Origin of the sequence: Mycobacterium cookii (assembly GCF_010727945.1) — a bacterium.
GTDB classification, from domain to species: Bacteria; Actinomycetota; Actinomycetes; order Mycobacteriales; family Mycobacteriaceae; genus Mycobacterium; species Mycobacterium cookii.
Genome location: NZ_AP022569.1, coordinates 2,868,836 through 2,890,965, shown reverse-complemented (window position 1 = coordinate 2,890,965; position 22,130 = coordinate 2,868,836). Strand labels below are relative to the sequence as shown.

Here is a 22,130-nt window from a genome sequence, read left to right as displayed (position 1 = left end):
AACGCTAGAACACTTCGGATTCAAGCCGGCGCAGATGCTCCGCGGGAGGACCGAGCAACTGCGAACTGCCATGCGCGCGTTTGAAGTACAGCTGCATGTCGTGTTCCCAGGTGATCGCGATGCCGCCGTGCAGCTGGATGCCCTCGGCGGCCACCGTGCTGAACGCCTCGGTCGCGGCGATGCGGGCCAAGGCCGCCGAGGTCGGCGACGGCGCTTCGGCGGCCTCGTTGACGACGGCGCGGGCCGCGTGCACCGCGACGTAGAGGTCGGCCATCCGGTGCTTGAGGGCCTGGAAGCTGCCGATCGGCCGGCCGAACTGCTGACGCTCCTTGGTGTAGTCGACGGTGAGTTCCAGGCAGCGCGCTGCCGCGCCGATCTGCTCGGCGGCCAACAGGATCGCCGCCGCGTCGGCCACCCCGGGGTCGGTCCCGAGCGGCTCGGTGTTCTCCGCAGTGAGCCGGGCCAGCCGCCGGGTCGGGTCCATCGGCGTCACCGGTTCGGCGCTGAACTCGGTCCAGCGGGTGAGCGCGCCGTCGGCCGTGCCGATGACGATGTCGGCGACGTCGCCGTTGATGACGTAGCCGGCGTCGAACACCACCGCGCCGATCGCGACGCCCTCGGCCAGCGAACCGAGCGCGTCGGCGTCGGGTTCATCGGCGGCCAGCAGTGCCAGCTCGGCCAGCGTGCTGCCCAGTAGCGGGCTCGGCACCAAACCCTTACCCAGTTCCTCGAGCACGACGGCCGCGTCGGCGAGAGCGCCTCCGGCGCCGCCGAATTCCTCCGGCACTACGAGCGCGGCGGCGCCGACCTGCTCGCACAGCAGCCGCCATAGCGACTCGTCGTAACCGTGCTCAGATTCCATCGCCTTACGCACCGCGGCAGGAGAAGCGTGCTTGGCGACCAGCGCAGCGACGGTTGCGCGCAACAGCTCCCGTTCGTCCGACGCGGTCATGCCAAGGCCTCCAGCACCCGTCGCCGGTGGGTCGCCGGGTCACCCCACGCGGGGCGCAGCGCCTGCACCCGCAGCAGCCACAGCGACAAGTCGTGTTCGGCGGTGAAGCCGATGGCGCCATGGGTCTGCAGTGCCGATCGCGCGGCCAGCAGCGCGGCATCCGACGCCGCAGCCTTGGCCGCACTGACGTCGCGGGCGGTGTCGGGCGAGTGATCGGCCAGCGACAGCGCCGCGCCGTAGACCAGTGGCCGGGCCAACTCGAGCGCAATGTGCACGTCGGCCAGCTTGTGCTTGATCGCCTGGTAAGAACCGATCACACGGCCGAACTGGGCACGCTGTTTGGCGTAGTCGACCGCCGCGTCCAGCAGCGCCTGACCCGCCCCGACGAGTTGGGCGGCGGTGGCTAACGCACCGAACTCGTACGCGCGCGCGACGTCGGCCTGCCATGCGTCGCAGACCGCTTCGGCGTCGAACAGGTGGCGGCTCGGGTCGACGGATTCGTGCCGGTCGCCGACGTGCGCTTCGCTGACCCAGCCGTCGGCTTCGGCGGCCAAAACCAGCCCGGCTGCGTCGGCGTCCACAGCCCGCGGCACCTGCGGCCGGAGCACGACGCTGACGATCAGTTCGCCGGCTGCCAGCGCCGCGTTGCGTTCATCGTCGGCAAGCAGAATCGGCGCCACCGCAACGGATTCGGTGACCGGCCCTGGCACACACCAGCGTCCGAGCCGTTCCAGCGCGACCACCAGGTCACTCGGGTGCGCGTCGAGACCGTCGAACTTCTCCGGCACCGCCAACGCGGTGACGCCCAAGTCGGCCAGGCGGGCCCAGATCTTACGGCCGGGAGCGGTGTCGCCGGAGGCCCAGGCGCGCACGGCCCCAGGCACGTCGGCGGCGGACAGCGCCGCATCGATGCTCGCGGCGAAGTCGCGCTGCTGCTCGTCGAGATCAAATTTCATTTGGCCTTCTCCCGCGGCAGTCCCAGCAGTCGCTCCGCGATGATGTTGCGCTGAATCTCGTTGGTGCCGGCGTAGATCGGGCCACCCAACGCGAACAGCAACCCATCCGTCCAGGTGTCCGCCAGTTCGCCGTCGGCCCCGCGGATGTCCAGCGCGGTCTGGTGTACGGCGACGTCCAGATCGGACCAGAACACCTTGGTCACCGAGGACTCCGCCCCGAGTTCACCGCCTCCCGCCAGTCGGGTGACAGTGCCGAAGGTGTGCAGTCGATAGGCCTGCGCCTTGATCCAGGCATCGGCAACCTGGTCGCCGAATGCGTTGCCGTCCTGGCTCTTCCACAGTTCGGCAAGCCTTTCCGCGGCCGCCAGGAATCGCGCCGGGCTGCGCAGCGACATGCCACGCTCGTTGCTCGACGTGCTCATCGCCGCACGCCAGCCGTCGTTCGGCTGGCCGATCACATCCGCGTCGGGCACGAAGACGTCGTCGAGGAAGATCTCCCCGAAGCCGGTGTCACCGCCGAGTTGCGCGATCGGCCGTACCGTGATCCCGTCGGCCTTCAAGTCGAACATGAAATACGTCAGCCCGCTGTGACGTTGCGCTTCGGGATCAGAACGGAACAAGCCGAATGCCCTGTCGCCGAACGGTGCTCGCGAACTCCAGATCTTCTGGCCGTTGAGCAACCAGCCACCGTCGGTGCGGGTGGCCGTCGAACGCAGCGAGGCGAGGTCGCTGCCGGACTCGGGCTCCGACCACGCCTGCGCCCAGATCTCTTCGCCGCTCGCCATTTTCGGCAGCACCCGGTCCAGCTGCTCCTCGGTGCCGTGCGCGAACAACGTCGGCGCCAGCATCGACGTCCCGTTGGCACTGGCCCGCCCGGGCGCACCGGCGCGGAAGTATTCTTCCTCGTACACCACCCACTGCAGCAGCGTCGCGTCGCGCCCACCGTACTTCTGCGGCCAGGTGATCACCGAGAGGCCGGCGTCGAAAAGCACCTTGTCCCAACTGCGGTGCTGGTCGAAACCCTCGGCGGTGTCGTAGGAGTGGGTCGGAAACGAGCCCCGGTGGGCCGACAGGAACTCGCGCACTTCCCGCTGGAACGCCAACGTCTCATCGTCGAATTGCAGATCCATCACGCCATCTCTCGCAGTAGCGGTTTGACCACCTTGCCACCGGCATTACGCGGCAGCGCGTCGACAAACCTCACCGAACGGGGAGCCTTGAAATTCGCCAGATAGTTACGGGTATAGGCGATCACCGACTTCTCGTCGAGCCCGGCGTCGGGGTTCGTCACCAGGTAGGCGCGGCCGACTTCGCCGAGGCGCTCGTCGGGTACGCCGATCACCGCGCAGTCCAGCACGCCGTCGAGGCGGGCCAGCACCTGCTCGACCTCGGCGGGGTAGACGTTGAAGCCGCCGCAGATGTACATGTCCTTGAGCCGGTCAGTGATCTGGAGATTACCTGCGGCATCGAGCTTTCCGATGTCGCCGGTGTGCAGCCAGCCGTCTGGGTCGATAGTGGCGGCGGTGGCGTGCTCGTCGTCGAGGTAGCCGAGCATCACGTTGGGTCCGCGCAGCAACACCTCACCTGTTTCGGAGCCGTGCTCCTCGTTGATGCGCAGCTCGAAGTCGGCGATCGGTCGCCCGCAGGTGGTGGCGACCGTGACGGCGTCGTCGTCGACTCGGCACATGGTGCCGAACCCGTTGGATTCGGTGAGGCCGTAGGCGGTCAACACGATCTCGATGTCGAGTTCGGTCTGCATCCGCTCGATCAGCACCACCGGCACCGTCGCAGCGCCGGTGACAGCGAATCGCAGCGAGCTCAAGTCGTAGCGGCCGCGGGCGGGGTGGTCGAGCAGCGTCTGGTAGATCGTCGGCGGCCCGGGCAGCACCGTGATCCGATGCTCGGCGACGGCCCGCATCGCCTGTTCGGCGTCGAAGGTGAGCTGCGGGATCAGGGTGGCTCCGGTCTGCAGGCAGGCCAGGATCCCGGCCTTGTAGCCGAAGTTGTGGAAGAACGGATTGATGCACAGGTATCGGTCGTCGCTGGTGATCTTGCCGCAGGCCGCCCACGCGGCTGACCCGGCCAGCGACTGCCGGTGCGCGCACAGCACGCCTTTGCTGCGGCCGGTGGTCCCGGAGGTGAACAGCACGTCGGCGACGTCGTCGGGCCGGACCGCGCCGGCGCGGGCATCAGCGGCCGCGAGGTCGGATCCATGGCTGACGAATTCGTCCCATGTCCCGTCGTCGCGGTCGATGGGCACCCGCACGATGTGGCGCAGGTCGGGCAGCGCGGACCCATCCAGATCGCCGACGCGGTCGGCGCCGAGGAACTCGCCCATCGCCACCAACAGCGGCGCGCCGGTGCGGGCCAGGATGTCGGTGGCCTCGGCCGCGGTGTAGCGGGTGTTCAACGGCACGACGGTGGCACCCGCATAATGGCTGGCCAGGCATGCCACCACCCAGTGCCAGGTGTTGGGCGACCAGATCGCCACCCGGTCGCCGACGGCCACACCGAGGTCGATCATCGCTGCTGCGGCTTGGCGCACCTCGTTGCGCAACTCGGCGAAAGTGATCGCCCGATCGGGCGTGACCAGGGCGTCGTGGTCGGGCAGTTCGCTCGCGATGCGATCCAACGCCGCAGGAATGGTCTGCGGATGGCTCGACATCGAACTCCTCTTGCTCGGCTGATATCGCCGGCGGGGCTAACAAAGCAAGTGCTTGGTAGGTTAGCCTACAGGGGTGCAAGGCGTCGAGGAGTTCCGGGCCGAGGTCCGCGATTGGCTCACCGAGAACCTGGTTGGAGAATTCGCCGCCCTCAAGGGGCTCGGCGGGCCCGGCCGCGAGCACGAGGCTTTCGAAGAGCGGCGGGCCTGGAATCAGCACCTCGCCAAGGCCGGTCTCACTTGTCTGGGGTGGCCGGTCGAGCACGGCGGCCGCGGCCTGTCCGTCGCCCATCGGGTCGCGTTCTACGAGGAATACGCGATCGCCAATGCGCCCGCGAAGGTGAACCATTTCGGCGAAGAGTTGCTGGGGCCGACGCTGATCGCCTTCGGAACCCCGGAGCACCAACGGCGTTTTCTGCCGCGCATCCTCGATGTCACCGAGCTGTGGTCGCAGGGCTATTCCGAACCCGGGGCCGGCAGCGACCTGGCCAACGTGGCGACCACCGCGTTGCTCGACGGCGACCAGTGGGTGATCAACGGCCAGAAGGTCTGGACATCGCTGGCGCACTGGGCGCAATGGTGCTTTGTGGTGGCGCGCACCGAAAAAGGCTCCAAGCGGCACGCAGGACTGTCTTACCTGCTGGTGCCGCTGGATCAGCCCGGCGTCGACGTCCGCCCGATCGTCCAGCTGACCGGCGATTCGGAATTCAACGAGGTGTTCTTCGACGACGCCCGCACCGACGCCGATCTCGTCGTCGGTTCACCGGGCGACGGCTGGCGGGTGGCGATGGGAACGCTGACCTTCGAGCGCGGTGTGTCGACGCTGGGCCAGCAGATCGTCTACGCGCGCGAGCTGAACAGCGTTGTCGAGCTCGCCAAAAAGACTGGCGCAGCGGATGATCCGCTGATTCGCGAGCGTCTGACCCGATCATGGGCGGGCCTCCGGGCGATGCGTTCCTACGCGCTGGCGACCATGGACGTTGAACAGCCGGGACAAGATAACGTGTCGAAGTTGTTGTGGGCCAACTGGCATCGCGAACTCGGCGAGATCGCGATGGACGTGCGCGGCAAGGCGGGCCTGGTGCTGGACGGCGGCGATTTCGACGAGTGGCAGCGGCTTTACCTGTTCACTCGCGCGGACACCATCTACGGCGGCTCCAACGAGATTCAGCGCAACATCATCGCCGAGCGTGTGCTCGGCCTACCCAGGGAGGCTCGATGACCTTAGCCGTGGCGCCGAAAGAGGTTGCCGGGCACGGCCTTCTCGATGGCAAGGTGGTGATCGTCACGGCGGCCGCCGGTACCGGTATCGGGTCGGCAACCGCGCGGCGCGCGTTGGCCGAAGGCGCCGATGTCGTGGTATCCGACCACCACGAGCGACGGCTGGGTGAGACCCGCGACGAGTTGACCGCGCTCGGACTCGGCCGGGTGGAGAGCGTGCTGTGCGATGTCACGTCCACCGCGCAGGTCGACGCGCTGATCGCATCCACCACCGCGCGGATGGGCCGGTTCGACGTGCTGGTCAACAACGCAGGTCTGGGTGGGCAGACCCCGGTGGTCGACATGACCGACGACGAATGGGACCGCGTGCTGAACGTGACTCTCACCTCGGTCTTCCGCACCACCCGGGCGGCCTTGAGCTACTTCCGCGACGCCGGCCACGGCGGCGTCATCGTCAACAACGCGAGCGTGCTCGGCTGGCGCGCTCAGCACTCGCAGTCCCACTATGCGGCGGCCAAGGCCGGCGTGATGGCGTTGACCCGTTGCAGCGCAATCGAAGCCGTCGAATACGGGGTACGGATCAACGCGGTCTCGCCGAGCATCGCACGACACAAATTTCTCGACAAGACCAGCTCGCCGGAACTGCTCGATCAACTGTCGGCCGGCGAGGCCTTCGGCCGGGCCGCCGAACCGTGGGAGATCGCCGCCACCATCGCGTTCCTGGCCAGTGACTACTCCAGTTATCTGACTGGAGAAGTGATTTCGGTGTCGAGCCAGCACCCATGACCGAACTGAGCCCGCCGAACAGCCGCCGCAACGAGTTACTGGAGCTCGCCGCGACGATGTTCGCCGAACGCGGGCTGCGCGCGACGACGGTGCGTGACATCGCTGACAGTGCGGGCATTCTCTCCGGGAGCCTGTATCACCACTTCTCGTCCAAAGAGGAGATGGTCGACGAGGTGCTGCGGAATTTCCTGGAATGGCTGTTCGCCCGCTACCGCGAAATCATTGCGGCGCAGTCGAATCCGCTGGAGCGGCTCAAGGGCCTGTTCATGGCGTCCTTCGACGCGATCGAACACCGGCATGCCCAGGTCGTCATCTACCAGGACGAGGCGAAGCGCCTGCTGTCGCAGCCACGGTTCGCCTACCTCGAGGACCTGAACAAAGAACAGCGCAAGATGTGGGTCGACGTGCTGCATCAGGGCATCGAAGAGGGCTATTTGCGTCCCGACCTCGACGTCGACCTGGTTTACCGGTTTATCCGTGACACCACCTGGGTGTCGGTTCGCTGGTATCAGCCCGGTGGACCGCTCACCGCCGAACAGGTGGGCCAGCAGTATCTCGCTATCGTCCTAGGTGGAATAACCAAAGAAGGAAGTTGATATGGCCTCGAACAATCAGGCGTACGTCATCGACGCTGTGCGCACCGCGGTTGGTAAGCGCAACGGCTCACTCGCGGGCGTGCATCCCGTGGACCTGGGCGCCCTCGGCTGGCGTGGACTGCTCGACCGGGTCGACATCGACCCGGCCGCGGTCGAGGACGTCATCGCCGGATGCGTCGACGCGATCGGCGCGCAGGCCGGCAACATCGCCCGGCTGTCCTGGCTCGCCGCGGGCTACCCCGAAGAGGTCCCCGGCGTCACCGTGGACCGGCAGTGTGGCTCGAGTCAGCAGGCGATTTCCTTTGGCGCGCAGGCGATCATGGCGGGTACCGCGGACGTGATCGTGGCCGGTGGCATGCAGAACATGAGCCAGATCCCCATCTCGTCGGCGATGACGGTCGGTGAGCAGTTCGGATTCACTTCGCCGACAAACGAATCCAAGCAGTGGCTGCACCGCTACGGCGACCAGGAAATCTCGCAATTCCGCGGCTCGGAGCTGATCGCCGAGAAGTGGAACCTGTCCCGCGAGGAGATGGAGCAGTACGCGCTGACCAGCCACGAGCGCGCATTCGCGGCGATCCGCGGCGGCCACTTCGACAACGAGATCATCACTGTGGAAACCGAACACGGCGCGTTCCGGGTCGACGAAGGTCCGCGCGAGTCGTCGCTGGAGAAGATGGCCGGCCTCAAGCCGTTGGTCGAGGGCGGTCGGTTGACCGCCGCGATGGCCAGCCAGATCTCCGACGGCGCCAGCGCCGTGCTGCTGGCGTCAGAGCAGGCGGTCAAGGACCACAAACTGACGCCGCGTGCGCGTATCCACCACATCAGCGCGCGCGCCGCCGACCCGGTGTTCATGCTCACCGGACCGATTCCGGCAACTCGCTATGCCTTGGAGAAGACCGGTCTGTCGATCGACGACATCGACACCGTCGAGATCAACGAGGCGTTCGCGCCGGTCGTGTTGGCCTGGCTCAAGGAGATCAAGGCCGACCCGGAGAAGGTGAACCCCAACGGCGGCGCGATCGCCCTGGGCCACCCGTTGGGCGCCACCGGCGCAAAGCTGTTCACCACGATGCTCAATGAGCTGGAGCGCACCGGCGGCCGCTACGGGCTGCAGACGATGTGCGAGGGCGGTGGCACCGCCAACGTCACCATCATCGAGCGGCTCTAGTCGGCTGCGTCTCAGGTAGTCAGCACCAGCGCCATACCGCTGAGTGCGAGCAACCAACTCGCGAAGCTGCCAACCAAGAAGTACTCGGTGACCTCGTCGATACCGATGCCGGTGGCGTTGTCGGCGCCGCGTTTCTGCGCATTCAATTCCGGGAATCGGATGATGCCTTTGGCGGCGACGACCGCGCTGGCCGCGGCCACCTGTCCGCCCACACCGAGGCTGAGGATCAGCAGACGCTCCATCGGGCCGAGTAGGCGTCCGCCCTTGAGTTGATCCGAGGGTTGCGGTTGCCCGAGTGGACGCACCGCCCCGACCGAGGCGAGCACCAGACGCACCAGTCGATTGCCGGTGGCGAACTGTGACAATACGACCCCGATGGTCATCAGCAGCCGTGTCGGTCGAACGTTGTTGATAGGCAGCGCAACCCATTTCGACCATCCCGCGATGAGGCCGCCGGCCTCACATCCCCAACCGGACATGACCGTCAGCAGTGCCAGCGATGTGCCGAACACGAGCAACGGTGCCAAGTGCTTCGAATCGGTTCGATCGCTGCGCGCGCACAGTATCTGCCAGGCGACGGTCGCTGCCGCTGCCAGCGCGAGGAGCACGATGTCGCCGCGGTGCCACAGCCCGCCGAGCGCCGCACATACCGCCACGACGACCGGTCCGACCACGGCAGGCAGCCACACACCGCGGGTCGGTCTACGGCATACGTCGGCGACCCCGATGGCGATGAGCAGGACCGCGACGGCGCTCACGGCACGCTCCGGAGATATTGGCCGGCAACGACGATCAGGTCCAGACCGTCGCGGCTTGCCCGCTGTGATACCGCCGACGGGCTGATGCCCTCGGCTGCGGCGAGCTCCTTTTTGGTCCGGTTGCTCATCAAGCCCTTCAGGATCCGTAGTGACCGGTCATCGAGGGATCCAAGCAGATGGTCCCGACATAACAGGGCGGCGTTGATCGCCGCGACGTCGTCGCGACTGTCCTCCGCCGTCCGGAACGTCGTTCGGGTAAGTGCGAAGCCGGGCTGCCGCTGCGCCGCAGCGGTCTGTTCGATCGCGTCGCGCGCGGCCCACCAGCCCGGTCCGTCCTGGATGCCTGCCTTGGCGTCCAGCACGGTGGTCGCACCCCACCCGATGCCGAAACGCACATCGATGTTCGGAGCGACCAAGAGCCGCAACGACATCGCGGCATCGATGGCCGCGCCCACCGTCGGATAGCTGCCCTGGAACTCGTCGCCGACTGTGAATCTCGGCGGATCGATTGCGCCGGCGGCGATCCTCTTCAAGGCGGCGGCGACGGCCCGGTGGAGCTCGACGCGGTCGGCGGCCAGCCGTGAGCCCACGACATCGCCGATCAGCATTCCGCACGGTGAAGTCACATGCTTCATCAAGGCCATATGAAGACTATAGCTTCAATCAGCAAAAATGAACTAATGAACTTCATTCAAGGTCTACCGGCGTCACGCACGGCGCGTGACGCCCTCGATGATGTCATCGACCGTGCGCTGCGCCAGTTTTTCGACGTCGCGGCGGCGGGCGTGGCGCAGCGGTCCGCGTAGGGCGAGCTCGGCGAACCCGTGCACCGCTGACCAGCATGGCCATTCGGCGCCGTCGCGTCGTTCGGCGGTGAGCACTTTCGCTTCCGCCATGGCGTCGAGGGCGTCGACCAGCGCCAGATACGGCGGCGCGCTGCCTGTCTCGTCGAGTCCGGCTCCGAAAAAGGCCACGCCGAACCATCCCGGCTCGTCCAGCGCGAATTTGATGTAACCCATCCCGACCGCGCGCAGCCGGTCAGATGCGTGCCGGAGTGGCCGGCGCTGCATCTGCGCCGCCATCCGGTGCTGGATGGCCACCGCAACCGCGCCGAGCAGAGCCTCACGATCGGCAAAGTGCCGGTATGCGGCGTTGGGTGAAACGCCAACTCGCCGAGTCGCTTCCCGGATGGTCAGCGCGTCCGGGCCGCCGGTCCGCGTGAGCGCCAGGCCGGCATCGATCAACGCTGCGCGCAGGTCCCCATGGTGATAGCCGGTCTTCAAGGTCGCCATCTCTTGACCCTCCCCGAAGCCGAAGTGTACGGTGTGAACATTAGCATGTTGACGGCGTAAATATCGACATCGGAGGGGATTGTTGTGACAACCGCAGGATTGCCGCCCGTGGTGGACGAGCAGGTCTGGCGGCGCGAATTGGAGGCTCTGCGCGTCCGGGAGAAGGCGGCCACCCGCGAACTCGACGCAATTGCCGCGCAGCGACGACGGCTGCCCATGGTCGCGATGCCCGATTACTTGTTGGAGGGCGAGAACGGACCCGTGCGGCTCGTCGACGTGTTCGACGGCAAGTCGCAGCTGATCGTCTACAACCACATGTGGTTTCCGGGCGAAGAGTGGCAGTGTCCGGGCTGCACCGGCTTCACTTCTCAGTACACCCGGTTGGAGTTCCTGGACAATTGGGACGCCAGGTTCGTGATCGTCACCCAGGGGCCTATCGACGAAGCGCTTGCGTACAAGACGCGGGTGGGCAACCAGATGACCTGGTACTCCACCGCGAACAGCTCGTTCGGTACAGATGTCGGCGCCTCACCGGGAGGCGGTTTCGCGGTGAATGTCTTTCTGCGCGAGGGGGATCAGGTATTCCGGACCTGGCACACCAATGGCCGGGGGACTGAGCAGCTGAGTCACTCGTTCGCCTTGATCGACCTGCTGCCGTACGGCCGTCAGGAGGAATGGCAGGACTCCCCGGACGGCTGGCCGCAATCGCCGACCTACAGCCGCTGGGCCGGATCGCAAGACATCGCAAAGATTTACGGAGGAGCAAGATGACCGGTTTGGCGACGATCAGCCTGGTGTGTGTGCCGACACCCGAGCAGGACGAGGCGGTGGCGTTCTACGAGTCGCTCGGGTTCGAGAAGAGGACCGACGAGCCGTTCGGCGGAGGTTACCGCTGGATCGAGGTCTACCCGCCCGAGGGTACGACCGGCATCGCCCTTGCGCCACCCCCGCCGGACGGCGGACCGGTGCAGCCGACAAACACAGGTATCACGTTGACCACCAACGACATCGACGCCACCCATGCGGCGCTCAAGGACCTGGGCGTCGACGTCGACGTGGGCGTGTCGCGAATGGGAGAGCCGGTCCCACCGATGTTCTGGTTCCGCGACCCGACCGGGCACACGCTGATGGTCGTGGAGTCCTGACGGGGTTACGGCGCGTCCAACACCTTCAGATAGTGCTCGATGCCGAGGCGGGCGAAGTAGCGTTGCCGTCGGGTCGAGAGCAAGCTCATCGCCGCCGCGGTGTCGATGATTTCGGGGTGGTTCACGGTAGAGGTTTCGCCTTGCGACGAGATGCTCGCCGTCCCCGCGGCCAGGACGTTCAACACCCAGTCCACTCGTGTGCCATAGGGCAGCGGTACGACGAAACCCCCTGCGAAGCGCTCGACTACGACCGGTGTGGCGTATCGCGCGCCCGACCGTCGGCCGGTGTGGTGGATGGCCGCCGCGTAAAAGTGCCGACGGCCCGCCAAGCGCAACATCACCGGGTTGAGCAGGTATCTGTTGGAGTGGCGAATAGCGTCCCGGAGCGGCTTTGGCCATGAACCCGGTGTGATGACACTCATGGCACCAGGGTGGCCGCGGACCTCGAGCCCGAGCTAGGGCCATTGGTCAACGGCGCGCCGCTATTCGACCATGGCCGACGCGGCCTGCAGGTGCTTGATGGCGTCGGCGACGATCGACTCGATCAGTTCCGCGCATGACGGCAGGTCCTCGACGATGCCGGCCACCTGACCTGACGCCAGCACCCCGGCGTCGGTGTTGCCTTCGACCAATCCGGCCTTGAGCAGCATCGGGGTGTTGGCGGCCATGACGACCTGCGACCAGCTGAGTTCTTTGCCGTGCCGCATGGCCAGGCCGTCGCGAATCATCGAGGCCCAGGTCATCTGCGACATCTTCTTGAACTTCGCCGCGTTGCGGACCGCTGCGGCGAAACCTCGTGCGCGCGAGCCGCTTTCCAGCTTTTCGACCAGACCGGTGCGCAGCACGCGGTGCGGCATCCCGTCGACCCGTGTAGTGACGACGGTGCCATCAAGGGCGGACTGCAGATAGCGCTGCTTGACCGCTTCGGGCACCGTGGACTCCGAGGTGAGCAGGAACCGGGTTCCCATCGCGACCCCGGCCGCGCCGTAGCACAACGCCGCCGCCAGCCCGCGGCCGTCGAAGAAGCCGCCCGCGGCGATGACGGGGATGCTCACCGCGTCGAGCACCGACGGCAGCAGTAGTGTCGTGGCGATCGGCCCGGTGTGGCCGCCGCCTTCGCCGCCCTGCACGATCACCGCGTCGGCGCCCCAGGACGCCACCTTGCGGGCATGCTTGGCGAGACCGACAGACGGAATCACCACGGAGCCGGCCTCTTTGAGCTTGCCAATCAATTCCTGCTTGGGCGCCAGCGCGAACGATGCGACCTTCACGCCTTCGCGGATCATCAGATCCACCCGTTCGGAAGCATCGCCGGCGTCGGCGCGAATGTTCACACCGAACGGCTTGTCGGTGGCTGCCTTGACCTTGCCGATCGCCGTGGCGAGTTCGTCGAGGGTCATGGTGGCCGAAGCCAGGATGCCCAGCCCACCCGCATTGGACGTCGCCGCGACCAGTCGTGCGCCGGCCACCCATCCCATGCCGGTCTGCACGACGGGATGCTCGATGCCGATCAGCTCGGTGAGCGGCGTGCGCAGCTTCACAGCCACCGCCTCATGATCGGATCTCCCTGTCTCGCAACGCTTTGGGGTCGATGACCTCGCGGATCAGGCGCGCCTCGCCGTCGGTCGGCAGTCTGGTCTCGCCGGCATCGTCCAAGCCGTGGATGTCGAACGACGTGGCCTCGCGAACCTCGTCGGCCGACACGCCGGGATGCAGCGACAGCGCCCGCATGGTCCGATCGGGACCGCCGAAATCGAACACGCCGAGGTTGGACACCACTCGGTAGGTGTTGGCGAAGCGGAACGCCGGGTTGTCGTCGTCGACGTTGTCCCAGCCGACCCCGCAGACGATGTCGACCTCGTCGCAGAACACCCGCTTGGAGTGGTTACCGACCCAATAGCTGGTGGCGTGGTTGATCGCGTTGCCGGGCGCGCCCCGCACGCCGAACATCTGCCGCTTCGGCTGCTGCAGCGGCCCGAAGGCGGAGATGTTCTGATTGCCATGCTGGTCAACCTGATTGGCGCCCATGACCACATGGCGTCGACCCCAGGCCAGTGTCTCGAACACCCGGCCGAACGGCATCCATCCCTCGACGGCGCCTGCGGCACCAAGCGCAGGGGTGTCGGCCAGCAGTTGAGCTTCACCGTCGGTCAGCACGATGTCCGGCGAGAAGGTCAGCCGGGCCAGCCGCGCACCGACCGACGCCATGTTCGTCATCGGGCTGACCATGATTTCGCCTGCGTCGCGGAACAATTCGGCGCACGCGACTGCGCATACTTCGGCGCGGGTGCTCATTTTGACGCCTCCTCGGCGAACTTGCGCACCGCCGCCTGGTACTCGGCTTCACCGCTGGACAAGTATGTCTGGACGAAGGCCTGCCAGCCCTCGTCTGATCCTGCAGCCTCGGCGTAGTGCCGTTGGAACTTCTCGTCTCGGCCGTAATCGGGTGCGGCAGTAGTGAAGTGGGCACCGCCAGGTGCCTCGACCACACTGTCGACCATCATCCGGTTCACCAGCAACGCCTGTGGTGGCACGGCTTTGACCAGTTCGTCGGTCGATACGATGCGCTCCACCGACAGGAAGCGCTTGTCCGCGGCCATCAGGAACAAATCGTCGAAGTACGGGTCGATGCCGGTATAGGCCGCATTGCCTCGAGAGTCACCGAGATTGAGGTGAACGAAAGCCGCATCCAGGTGCAGCGCCGGCATCGCGATCAGCGTCTCGTGTCCACCGCCGGGCGCGGGATAGGGGCTGGTGACGGTCTGTAACTCGCCGTCCCAGAAGTCCAGCACCGAACTGCCCAGGCCGGCGCGTATCGGCAGGAACGGCAATCGTTGTGCCGCCGCCTGCAGTCCGCACCGCAGCATGCCCTCATCCATTTCCCTTGCCTCGATCGCACCGGCGCTGCGGGCCTTCGCGAACCAGGGATCGTAGAACGGCGGGGAATCCAGCGAGACGAATCCGTAGTAGACCCGCTTCACCTTGCCCGCCGAACAGAGCAATCCGAGATCCGGGCCGCCGTAGGTGACCACGGTGAGGTCGCTGACATCGGACCGCAGCATGGCACGGACGAATGCCATCGGCTTGCGGCGAGATCCCCAGCCGCCGATACCGATCGTCATGCCGCTGCGCAATTGCGCGACGGCGTCGTCGAGAGTAGTTCTCTTGTCGCTCATGAAGACTGCTTGCCCTTTGACGTGCCGGCGAACGCGTCGCGGTGCTCGTCGGATACCCCGGCAAGGTTGAGCTCGAAGGTAAACCCTTGCTCCATGCGGTAACTGGAGTTGACCCGCTGGACGTCGATCAAGTTCAGCGCCTCCTTGGCCGCGCGGATGACCCGGGTGTCCTTCGCGGCGATGTCGCGGGCCACCCGCAGCGCGGCCTCGTCGAGTTCGTCGCGCGGCACCACCTCGTGCACCGATCCGAAGTGGTGCAGGGTGGCGGCGTCGACGGTGGCCGCGGTGAAGAACAGTCGCCGCATCATGTGCTGCGGCACGAGCCGGGACAGGTGGGTGGCCGCGCCCAGTGCTCCGCGCTCGACCTCGGGCAGGCCGAAGGTCGCATCGTCGGAGGCCACGATCACGTCGGCGTTGCCCACCAGGCCGATGCCACCGCCGACGCAGAATCCGTTGACGGCGGCGATCACCGGCACCGCGCATTCGTAGACGGCGCGGAACGCGGCGAAGCAGCCGCGGTTGGCGTCGATCAGCGCGGTGAAGCCTTCGGTGCGCTGCATCTCTTTGATGTCGACCCCGGCGTTGAAGCCGCGGCCCTCGGCCCGCAGGATCACCGCATGGGTGCTCTGGTCGTTGCCGACGGCGGTCAGCACCTCGGCGAGTTCGAACCAGCCCTGCGATGGGATGGCGTTGACGGGGGGATAGTCGACGGTGACCGCGACGATCCCCGGTTCGACGGCGCGCGACGAGATTGTCATCGAGATCCTCGACCACTTCCTTGGGGGACGATTACCTAAGCAAGCACTTGCTTGGTACGCTAGCACAGTGACCCATGCCGACGAAGGCCCCGGATTCAGCTTCGGGCTCACCGGCCGGGTCGTGCTCGTGACCGGCGGCGTTCGAGGGGTCGGCGCCGGCATCAGCTCCGTCTTCGCCGAGCAGGGTGCCACCGTGGTCACCTGTGCCAGGCGCGAGGTCGACGGCCTGCCCTACGAATTCGACCCCTGCGACATCCGCGACGACGACGCGGTCAAGGCGATGATCGACGCGATCGTCGAACGGCACGGCCGCCTCGACACGGTCGTCAACAATGCCGGCGGATCGCCCTTCGTCCTGACCGCTGAGTCCAGCGCGAAATTCAATCGCAAAATTATCGAACTCAATCTGCTTGGCGCGCTGTCGGTTTCCCAGCACGCCAACGAGAAGATGCAGAGCCAGCCGAACGGCGGATCGATTGTCAATATCTGCAGTCTCAGCGGGCGGAGGCCGTCTCCGGGCACCGGCGCGTACGGGGCGGCCAAGGCCGGCCTGGAAAGTTTGACGCAGACCTTGGCCGTGGAGTGGGGTCCGAAGGTGCGGGTGAACGCCTGCGTGGTCGGCATGGTGGAGACCGAACAGTCTGAGCTGTTCTACGGCGACGCCGACTCGATCGCCGCGATTTCCAAGAACGTGCCGCTCGGGCGGCTGGCCGTTCCCGCCGACGTCGGTTGGGCCGCAGCGTTTCTGGCCTCCGATGCGGCGTCGTATATCAGTGGCGCCTCGTTGGAGGTGCACGGTGGCGGTGAACCGCCGCACTATCTGGCGACCACCAACGCCGGCGCGATCAAGTAGAGGAAGGTTAGCGATTATGGGTGTGGTTGACGGCCGGGTTGTCATCGTGACCGGTGCCGGCGGCGGTATCGGGCGGGCGCACGCCCTGGCGTTTGCCGCCGAGGGTGCGCGTGTCGTGGTCAACGACATCGGAGTGGGCCTGGACGGTTCACCGGCCGGCGGCGGTAGCGCAGCGCAGAGCGTGGTCGACGAGATCACCTCTGCCGGAGGCGAAGCCATAGCCAACGGCTCCAACATCGCCGACTGGGACCAAGCCGCCGGTCTCATCCAGACCGCCGTCGACACCTTCGGCGGCCTGGATGTGCTGGTCAACAACGCCGGCATCGTGCGCGACCGGATGATGGCCAACACCAGCGAAGAGGAATTCGACGCCGTCATCGCCGTACACCTCAAAGGGCATTTTGCGACGATGCGGCACGCCGCTTCGTTCTGGCGCGGACTGAGCAAAGAAGGCAAGACTGTTGACGCACGGATCATCAACACGAGTTCCGGTGCGGGTCTGCAGGGCAGCGTCGGGCAGGGCAATTACAGTGCGGCGAAGGCGGGCATCGCGGCGATGACTCTCGTCGGCGCCGCCGAAATGGGCCGGTACGGAGTCACGGTCAACGCGATCGCACCGTCTGCCCGAACCCGGATGACCGAGACGGTGTTCGCCGAGATGATGTCCACGCAGGACGACGATTTCGATGCGATGGCACCGGAAAACATTGCGCCGCTGGTAGTTTGGCTGGGGAGTGTCGAGTCTCGCGACATCACCGGCAAGGTCTTCGAGGTCGAGGGCGGCAAGATCCGGATCGCCGAAGGCTGGGCGCACGGGCCGCAGATCGACAAGGGTGCGCGCTGGGATCCCGCCGAGTTGGGGCCCGTGGTCGCAGACCTGCTGGCCAAGTCACGCCCGCCGGTTCCGGTATACGGAGCCTAGACCCACGGGTGCAGTTCGACTGGGAGTCGTTGACCGACAGCGTGTATCGTTGTCGGTTGCCGTTTCTCGACGTCACTGTCGGTGTTGTGCAGGGCCGAACCGGGGTGTTGCTCGTCGACACCGGCACCACGCTCACCGAAGCGCGCGCGATCAATGACGACATCCGCGAGATCACCGGACGCGACGTGACGCATGTGGTGCTGACCCACAAGCATTTCGATCATGTGTTGGGCTCGGGCGCATTCGCCGATGCTGAAAGCTACTGTGCGCCACAGGTTATGGATTACCTCGCGATGGCAACCGGTCAACTTCGGACCGATGCGTTGAGTCACGGCGCCGATCCTGCCGAGATCGACCACGCGATCGCGGCGCTGCCGACGCCCCGGCACGCGGTCAACGACGCCGTCGTCGACCTCGGAAACCGTCAGGTGGTCGTCACGCTTCTGGGCTGTGGTCACACCGACGCCGATCTGATCGTCGTGGTGCCTGGCGAGCGGACAGTGGTCTTCACCGGTGATCTGATCGAGGAGTCCGGCGACCCGGCGATCGACGCCGATTCCGACGTGGCGGCGTGGCCGGGCACGCTCGACCGGCTGCTCGCGATCGGCGGACCCGACGCGATCTATGTGCCCGGGCATGGCAGCGTGGTGGACGCCGAATTCGTCCGCCGCCAGCAAGATTGGCTCAGACGGTACCGCCCAGTGCGGTGACGATCTGATCGAACACCTCGACGGGGAATTGCGCTACCGCCGTGTCGATTTGACCGGCACCGGCCTGGATGGCGCTGTCGATCGTCGCCGAGTTGCCGGTCAGCAGCGCTTCGTAGATGTCGTAGCCGGCGAATTGGGGTGCTTCGAAGAGGTTGCGGACATCGACGAACAGCTCGGTGCCCAGACCTGGATCCTGTGGCACGGTCATCCCGTCGTAGCTGACCAGCGTCCAGCCATCCGTCGGATCACCTTGCACCACAACCTGACCCCCGTTGGAGAGCAATCCGCCGGTCTTCGCCAGGTCTTGCAGCAGGACCGAGAAATCCGGGTTCTTGACGTTCATCAGCGTCCAGACCGCGATCGCGCCCTCGCTGGAGAATGCGACGTCGGCTGGGGTACCGGCGCCGGCGACGTCGGTTGCGCTGTAGATCGTCTGAACGGCGCTGTTGAACGCCTCGTCGAAGGTGACGCCGTTGACGCTGGGGTCGCCCAGGTCCGGCACCAGGTCCAAGCCGAACGCCCATGACAGCGGGCCCAGTAGGTAGAGGATGCCCTCGAGGCTGTTCGTCTGCGCGCCCTCGAACGCCCCGGCGGGAATTTCGTTGAGCCCGGACAACTGCTCGACAGGGTTGCTGATGTGCAGCAAGTCGGCCAACGGTGCTGCGGTCTGCACGGCTCGCACTTCTTCGGACGCAACGACGTTGGCGATGCTGTTGCCGTATTCGCCTTGGATCAAGCCGGCGACTGTATCCGCCTGAATCCCGCCCGCCACGTCAAGATTCGCCCCGGGCGGCACCGTGTCGATGATGCCCGCGGCGTTGGCTGTCGATTCGCCGTGCCGAACCAGATCCAGCACGATCGATCCGTCGTCAGCCCAGGCCAGCGCCGATGCCGTGCACATCAACCCGGTCGACACCAGCCCCACGATGAAGAAACGACAGCAACGCGAACTAAACATGGCCCCCCCTGACGGCATGCGTGTCAGGGGGAATGTACCCCGCGCAACGTCACGGTTGAGCGAAATCGCAGGCTCAACAAGCCGGTTCGCGCACGAACCTAAATGCGGCCGACCCGCTGCAACCCGTCGACGGTGTCGGCCAGCGTCTGCGCCGCGTCTCGTTGCGTGATGCCGAGGTCGCGTTCGGCGGGGGTGTCATCTGCGGGCGGCATCTGGGTGTAGTACTGCATTGCCGCGGAGTTGATCGGAGTCTCGAACGGCAGATGATCGCCGATGACGTCGAAAACGCGCCCCAGGGCACGTAGTCCGGCGTCGGGGACCGGGTAGACCAGCAGTTTGCGATGAGCGGCGGCACCGAGCAGTGACGCGAGGCGATCCACCGCGATGCGTTGTCCACCGGCCATGTATCGACGCGGTCCCTCGCCCGGCTGCAACAGTGCGACATGCAAAGCGGCGAGGTCGCGGACGTCCACCACGGTCCAGGCGGCGCTGCGCCCGGGTACCCCGCGCATCGTGAGAGCTGCCTGCACGCCCTCGGCCGCCTCACCGAACTGATCGCCCGCAGGCGGTCCCAGCACCATGCCGGGGTAAGTGATGTTCACCGGCGCGCCGGCGTCCTGAAGACCGCGCGCATACGCTTCGACGACGGCCTTGGACTTGCCGTAGCCGTCCGACCCGCCGACCACGGGCAGGTTCGCATGCAGCATGGGAAGGCCGGGGCGAAACAGCGCCGAGAAACTCGAGACGTGGATGATCGGATCCACTTTCGCGGCGACAGCTCCTCCGAGCACGTTGCGGGCGCCTTCGAGGTTGGTGCGCAGCATTTCCTCGGAGCGGGCGGGGTCGGTGGAAACCATTGCTGCGCAGTGAATGACGGCGTCACAGCCGCGTAGTGCCGTGGCAGTGCTGTCTGGGTCGGCGATGTCACCGACGACGTGATCGCTTACGTCGACGCCGATTTGCCCAGCGCTGGTGTGAAGACGGTCGGGGCTTCGCACGAGAAATCTGACGTGGTGTCCACCATCCTGGGCGGCCTTCGCGGTCCAGGCACCGACGAATCCAGTGCCGCCGGTGATCAGAACCTTCATCAAGCGTCGTCCCCCTCGGTCGACCTCCGAGGTTACGGGTCGCAGATGACGATCGGGATGGTCCGGTCAGTCCACGACTGGTAGTCCTCGTAGGTCGGATACATGTCGACCAGCTGGGGCCAGTAGTGGGCGCGTTCTTCGTCGGTGGCGTCGCGCGCCGTCAGGTCCAGCACTTCCTTCTTGATTTGCACCGACACCTTGGGATTCGCCTTCAGGTTGAGGTACCACATCGGGTTCTTCTCGGCGCCGCCCTTCGACGCGGCCACGATCACCCGATCGCCGTCACGGAGGAAATACAACGGGGATACGCGCGGCTGTCCGGACTTACGGCCCGTCGTTGTGAGCAGGGCGACCGGGATCTTCTGGAAGGTGCTGCCCAGTCCCTCGCCGCCGCCGCGGCGGTAGAAGAACGTGTTGATCTTCGACATCCACTTGATGAAGACGTCGGCGAACGCCGAATCCATATAGCGCGGACGTGATTTCTCAGCCATGACAAGGATCCTATGCTGGATTTCCCGGCTCCTCATCGCCCCACGGGGGCGCATCGTCGCCGGGCTAAGTTCGCTGGATGAACGGGCGCATCTGGGCGTTGATGTGGTGGATCTTGCCGTCCACGATGAGGAACGTCTCGTCGATGTGTGAGCACACCCGCCGCCCGGCGAGCTTCGGCTTGGTGATCACATCGAACTGGGCGCGCACCCGGTCGCCGTCGACTTCGAACTTCGGCGGTGTGCACTCCTGGATGATCCGGAACTGCGGGCCACGATTCAGGCTGCGCCGCAAATGGTTTCCGGAAAACCCGGTCTTGATGCCCATCTCGAAACGGACGCAGTCCGGCGCGAACGGGACGTCATCGCCGCGGTGGTTCGCCAGCGCGTCGATGTACAACTGGGCCGCGGCGATGCGGTCGGCGTCAGACACGCTCGATGATGGTGCCGGTCGACAGCGCGCCGCCCGCGCACATGGTGATCAGCGCGGTGGTCTGATCGGTGCGCTCCAGCTCGTGCAGCGCGGTGGTGATCAGCCGGCTGCCGGTGCTGCCCACCGGGTGGCCCAGCGCGATCGCACCGCCGTTGACGTTGACGCGGTCCATGTCCGGCTCGTGCACGCGGGCCCAGGACAGCACGACCGACGCGAATGCCTCATTGATCTCGGTGATGTCGATGTCACCCATCTTCATGCCGGCCTTCTCGAGCACCTTCGCCGTGGACTGCACCGGGCCGTCGAGGTGGTAGTAGGGCTCGGCGCCGACGAGCGCTTGGCTGATGATCCGGGCCCGCGGCCGCAGCCCGAGCGCTTTGGCCTTGTCTTCGTCCATCCAGAGCACCGCGGCGGCGCCGTCCGAGATCTGCGACGACGTGCCCGCGGTGTGGATTCCGCCGTCGATCACCGGCTTGAGCTGGCTCAGGCCTTCGAGCGTGGTGTCGCGCAGGCCCTGGTCTTTGGTGACGACGTGCCGGTCGCTCGTCGGTTGCTTGTTCTCGTCGAGCACGGGTGCCTCGATGCCGCTGATCTCGCGGTCGAAGCGGCCTTCGGACCAGGCCTGCTTGGCCTTTCGCTGCGAGTCGAAACCGAACTGGTCGATCTCTTCGCGGGTGATGCCGCGGCGCTTGGCGATCCGCTCGGCCGCGGTGAACTGATCGGGCAGATCGATGTCCCACGACGCGGGCCGCAGTATGCCGCGGTCGGGGCCGGCGTTGGCGCCCAGCCCGACGCGGCTCATCGCTTCGATGCCGCACGCAATGCCCACGTCGATGGCGCCCGCCGCGATCAGACCTGCGATCAAACCGTTGGCCTGCTGACTGCTGCCACACTGGCAGTCGACGGTCATCGCGCCGACCTGCTCGGGCAGACCGGCGACCAGCCAGCTCACCCGGGTGATGTTGTTGGACTGTTCGCCGTACTGCGTGACGCAGCCGCCGATGACCTGTTCAATCTCGCCGGCATCGATGCCGGCCTTCTCCACGAGCGCCTTCTGCGTGGCCCCGAGCAGCTCGGTGGCGTGCAGTCCGGACAACCACCCCGCGCGTTTGCCGATGGGGCTGCGGGTGGCTTCAACAATTACCGGGTTACCCATGCTGGTCAGGCTAGAACACGTTTCATTACTCTGACAAGCGACGATGGCG

General features: G+C 66.2%; 26 protein-coding genes. 9 read left to right on the top strand and 17 right to left on the bottom strand.

Features of this window, described 5'->3' with window-relative positions:
* Positions 1 to 4: 4 nt before the first annotated feature.
* From ipdE2 to fadD3, 4 genes are read right to left on the bottom strand one after another with little or no spacing between them, the layout of a single operon-like run.
* Complete coding sequence (gene ipdE2 / locus G6N27_RS13705) at positions 5 to 952, bottom strand: acyl-CoA dehydrogenase IpdE2 (protein ID WP_163776825.1); 948 nt, start codon at positions 950 to 952, stop codon at positions 5 to 7.
* A complete protein-coding gene (locus tag G6N27_RS13700; RefSeq protein ID WP_163776824.1) occupies positions 949 to 1,908 on the bottom strand; it encodes an acyl-CoA dehydrogenase family protein in 960 nt (319 codons plus the stop codon). Before G6N27_RS13700 ends, ipdE2 begins: the two co-directional genes overlap by 4 nt.
* Entirely contained in the window at positions 1,905 to 3,038 is a 1,134-nt protein-coding gene (locus G6N27_RS13695; protein WP_163776823.1) for an acyl-CoA dehydrogenase family protein, read from the bottom strand. The genes G6N27_RS13700 and G6N27_RS13695 overlap by 4 nt, the downstream gene beginning before the upstream one ends.
* Entirely contained in the window at positions 3,038 to 4,573 is a 1,536-nt protein-coding gene (gene fadD3, locus G6N27_RS13690) for a 3-((3aS,4S,7aS)-7a-methyl-1,5-dioxo-octahydro-1H-inden-4-yl)propanoate--CoA ligase FadD3 (protein ID WP_163776822.1), read from the bottom strand. Before fadD3 ends, G6N27_RS13695 begins: the two co-directional genes overlap by 1 nt.
* 73 nt (positions 4,574 to 4,646) lie before the next feature.
* Between fadD3 and ipdE1 the strand changes: the two genes are divergently transcribed.
* The 4 genes from ipdE1 to fadA6 are packed head-to-tail and all read left to right on the top strand — an operon-like array spanning position 4,647 to position 8,344.
* Entirely contained in the window at positions 4,647 to 5,792 is a 1,146-nt protein-coding gene (gene ipdE1 / locus G6N27_RS13685) for an acyl-CoA dehydrogenase IpdE1 (RefSeq protein WP_163776821.1), read from the top strand.
* Complete coding sequence (ipdF, locus tag G6N27_RS13680; protein ID WP_163776820.1) at positions 5,789 to 6,577, top strand: (5R,7aS)-5-hydroxy-7a-methyl-1-oxo-2,3,5,6,7,7a-hexahydro-1H-indene-carboxyl-CoA reductase; 789 nt, start codon at positions 5,789 to 5,791, stop codon at positions 6,575 to 6,577. Before ipdE1 ends, ipdF begins: the two co-directional genes overlap by 4 nt.
* On the top strand, positions 6,574 to 7,173 hold the full coding sequence (gene kstR2, locus G6N27_RS13675; RefSeq protein WP_163776819.1) for a TetR family transcriptional regulator KstR2: 600 nt from the start codon (positions 6,574 to 6,576) through the stop codon (positions 7,171 to 7,173). Before ipdF ends, kstR2 begins: the two co-directional genes overlap by 4 nt.
* 1 nt (position 7,174) lies before the next feature.
* The gene (gene fadA6 / locus G6N27_RS13670; RefSeq protein WP_163776818.1) at positions 7,175 to 8,344 is read left to right on the top strand and encodes a steroid 3-ketoacyl-CoA thiolase FadA6; all 1,170 of its coding nucleotides are present in this window, start codon (positions 7,175 to 7,177) and stop codon (positions 8,342 to 8,344) included.
* Positions 8,345 to 8,355: 11 nt separating this feature from the next.
* Here fadA6 and G6N27_RS13665 read toward each other — a convergent pair whose 3' ends face one another.
* The 3 genes from G6N27_RS13665 to G6N27_RS13655 all read right to left on the bottom strand — a co-directional run bounded on the left by G6N27_RS13665 (position 8,356) and on the right by G6N27_RS13655 (position 10,394).
* On the bottom strand, positions 8,356 to 9,102 hold the full coding sequence (locus G6N27_RS13665) for a hypothetical protein (RefSeq protein ID WP_163776817.1): 747 nt from the start codon (positions 9,100 to 9,102) through the stop codon (positions 8,356 to 8,358).
* A complete protein-coding gene (locus G6N27_RS13660) occupies positions 9,099 to 9,746 on the bottom strand; it encodes a SatD family protein (protein ID WP_163776816.1) in 648 nt (215 codons plus the stop codon). The genes G6N27_RS13665 and G6N27_RS13660 overlap by 4 nt, the downstream gene beginning before the upstream one ends.
* A 63-nt stretch (positions 9,747 to 9,809) precedes the next feature.
* On the bottom strand, positions 9,810 to 10,394 hold the full coding sequence (locus G6N27_RS13655; protein ID WP_163776815.1) for a TetR/AcrR family transcriptional regulator: 585 nt from the start codon (positions 10,392 to 10,394) through the stop codon (positions 9,810 to 9,812).
* Between the two features lie 84 nt (positions 10,395 to 10,478).
* Here G6N27_RS13655 and G6N27_RS13650 point away from each other — a divergent pair, with 84 nt between their 5' ends.
* Both G6N27_RS13650 and G6N27_RS13645 read left to right on the top strand, forming a co-directional pair.
* Entirely contained in the window at positions 10,479 to 11,165 is a 687-nt protein-coding gene (locus G6N27_RS13650; RefSeq protein ID WP_163776814.1) for a DUF899 domain-containing protein, read from the top strand.
* Entirely contained in the window at positions 11,162 to 11,539 is a 378-nt protein-coding gene (locus G6N27_RS13645) for a VOC family protein (RefSeq protein WP_163776813.1), read from the top strand. The genes G6N27_RS13650 and G6N27_RS13645 overlap by 4 nt, the downstream gene beginning before the upstream one ends.
* A gap of 5 nt (positions 11,540 to 11,544) precedes the next feature.
* Here the strand turns inward: G6N27_RS13645 and G6N27_RS13640 are convergent, their stop codons facing one another.
* Genes G6N27_RS13640 through echA20 form a run of 5 tightly spaced genes read right to left on the bottom strand, consistent with a single transcriptional unit; the run spans position 11,545 to position 15,473 of the window.
* A complete protein-coding gene (locus tag G6N27_RS13640; protein ID WP_163776812.1) occupies positions 11,545 to 11,961 on the bottom strand; it encodes a PNPOx family protein in 417 nt (138 codons plus the stop codon).
* A 60-nt stretch (positions 11,962 to 12,021) separates the two neighbouring features.
* A complete protein-coding gene (gene ipdC, locus G6N27_RS13635; RefSeq protein ID WP_232065081.1) occupies positions 12,022 to 13,080 on the bottom strand; it encodes a (3aS,4S,5R,7aS)-5-hydroxy-7a-methyl-1-oxo-octahydro-1H-indene-4-carboxyl-CoA dehydrogenase in 1,059 nt (352 codons plus the stop codon).
* A 10-nt stretch (positions 13,081 to 13,090) separates the two neighbouring features.
* A complete protein-coding gene (ipdB, locus tag G6N27_RS13630; RefSeq protein ID WP_163776810.1) occupies positions 13,091 to 13,834 on the bottom strand; it encodes a cholesterol ring-cleaving hydrolase subunit IpdB in 744 nt (247 codons plus the stop codon).
* Positions 13,831 to 14,715 (bottom strand): cholesterol ring-cleaving hydrolase subunit IpdA, encoded by an 885-nt coding sequence (ipdA, locus tag G6N27_RS13625; protein ID WP_163776809.1) that lies wholly within the window; start codon positions 14,713 to 14,715, stop codon positions 13,831 to 13,833. Before ipdA ends, ipdB begins: the two co-directional genes overlap by 4 nt.
* A complete protein-coding gene (echA20, locus tag G6N27_RS13620; protein ID WP_163776808.1) occupies positions 14,712 to 15,473 on the bottom strand; it encodes a (7aS)-7a-methyl-1,5-dioxo-2,3,5,6,7,7a-hexahydro-1H-indene-carboxyl-CoA hydrolase in 762 nt (253 codons plus the stop codon). The genes ipdA and echA20 overlap by 4 nt, the downstream gene beginning before the upstream one ends.
* A gap of 67 nt (positions 15,474 to 15,540) precedes the next feature.
* Here echA20 and G6N27_RS13615 point away from each other — a divergent pair, with 67 nt between their 5' ends.
* The 3 genes from G6N27_RS13615 to G6N27_RS13605 are packed head-to-tail and all read left to right on the top strand — an operon-like array spanning position 15,541 to position 17,958.
* A complete protein-coding gene (locus tag G6N27_RS13615) occupies positions 15,541 to 16,326 on the top strand; it encodes an SDR family oxidoreductase (protein WP_163776807.1) in 786 nt (261 codons plus the stop codon).
* 16 nt (positions 16,327 to 16,342) lie between these two features.
* Positions 16,343 to 17,248 carry an SDR family oxidoreductase gene (locus tag G6N27_RS13610; RefSeq protein ID WP_163776806.1) on the top strand — a complete coding sequence of 302 codons (906 nt, stop codon included), beginning with the start codon at positions 16,343 to 16,345 and terminating at the stop codon, positions 17,246 to 17,248.
* Positions 17,249 to 17,256: 8 nt separating this feature from the next.
* Complete coding sequence (locus G6N27_RS13605; RefSeq protein ID WP_163776805.1) at positions 17,257 to 17,958, top strand: MBL fold metallo-hydrolase; 702 nt, start codon at positions 17,257 to 17,259, stop codon at positions 17,956 to 17,958.
* On the opposite strand, the gene G6N27_RS13600 is transcribed toward G6N27_RS13605, so the two are convergent.
* The 5 genes from G6N27_RS13600 to G6N27_RS13580 form a co-directional block, all read right to left on the bottom strand.
* Entirely contained in the window at positions 17,933 to 18,874 is a 942-nt protein-coding gene (locus tag G6N27_RS13600; RefSeq protein ID WP_163776804.1) for a phosphoglycerate mutase family protein, read from the bottom strand. The two genes, G6N27_RS13605 and G6N27_RS13600, sit on opposite strands and share 26 nt — an antisense overlap.
* 140 nt (positions 18,875 to 19,014) lie before the next feature.
* On the bottom strand, positions 19,015 to 20,004 hold the full coding sequence (locus G6N27_RS13595; protein ID WP_163776803.1) for an NAD-dependent epimerase/dehydratase family protein: 990 nt from the start codon (positions 20,002 to 20,004) through the stop codon (positions 19,015 to 19,017).
* 32 nt (positions 20,005 to 20,036) lie between these two features.
* The gene (locus tag G6N27_RS13590; protein ID WP_163776802.1) at positions 20,037 to 20,495 is read right to left on the bottom strand and encodes a nitroreductase family deazaflavin-dependent oxidoreductase; all 459 of its coding nucleotides are present in this window, start codon (positions 20,493 to 20,495) and stop codon (positions 20,037 to 20,039) included.
* 64 nt (positions 20,496 to 20,559) lie between these two features.
* Entirely contained in the window at positions 20,560 to 20,925 is a 366-nt protein-coding gene (locus G6N27_RS13585) for a nuclear transport factor 2 family protein (protein ID WP_163776801.1), read from the bottom strand.
* Complete coding sequence (locus G6N27_RS13580; RefSeq protein ID WP_163776800.1) at positions 20,918 to 22,081, bottom strand: steroid 3-ketoacyl-CoA thiolase; 1,164 nt, start codon at positions 22,079 to 22,081, stop codon at positions 20,918 to 20,920. Before G6N27_RS13580 ends, G6N27_RS13585 begins: the two co-directional genes overlap by 8 nt.
* Positions 22,082 to 22,130: the final 49 nt, after the last annotated feature.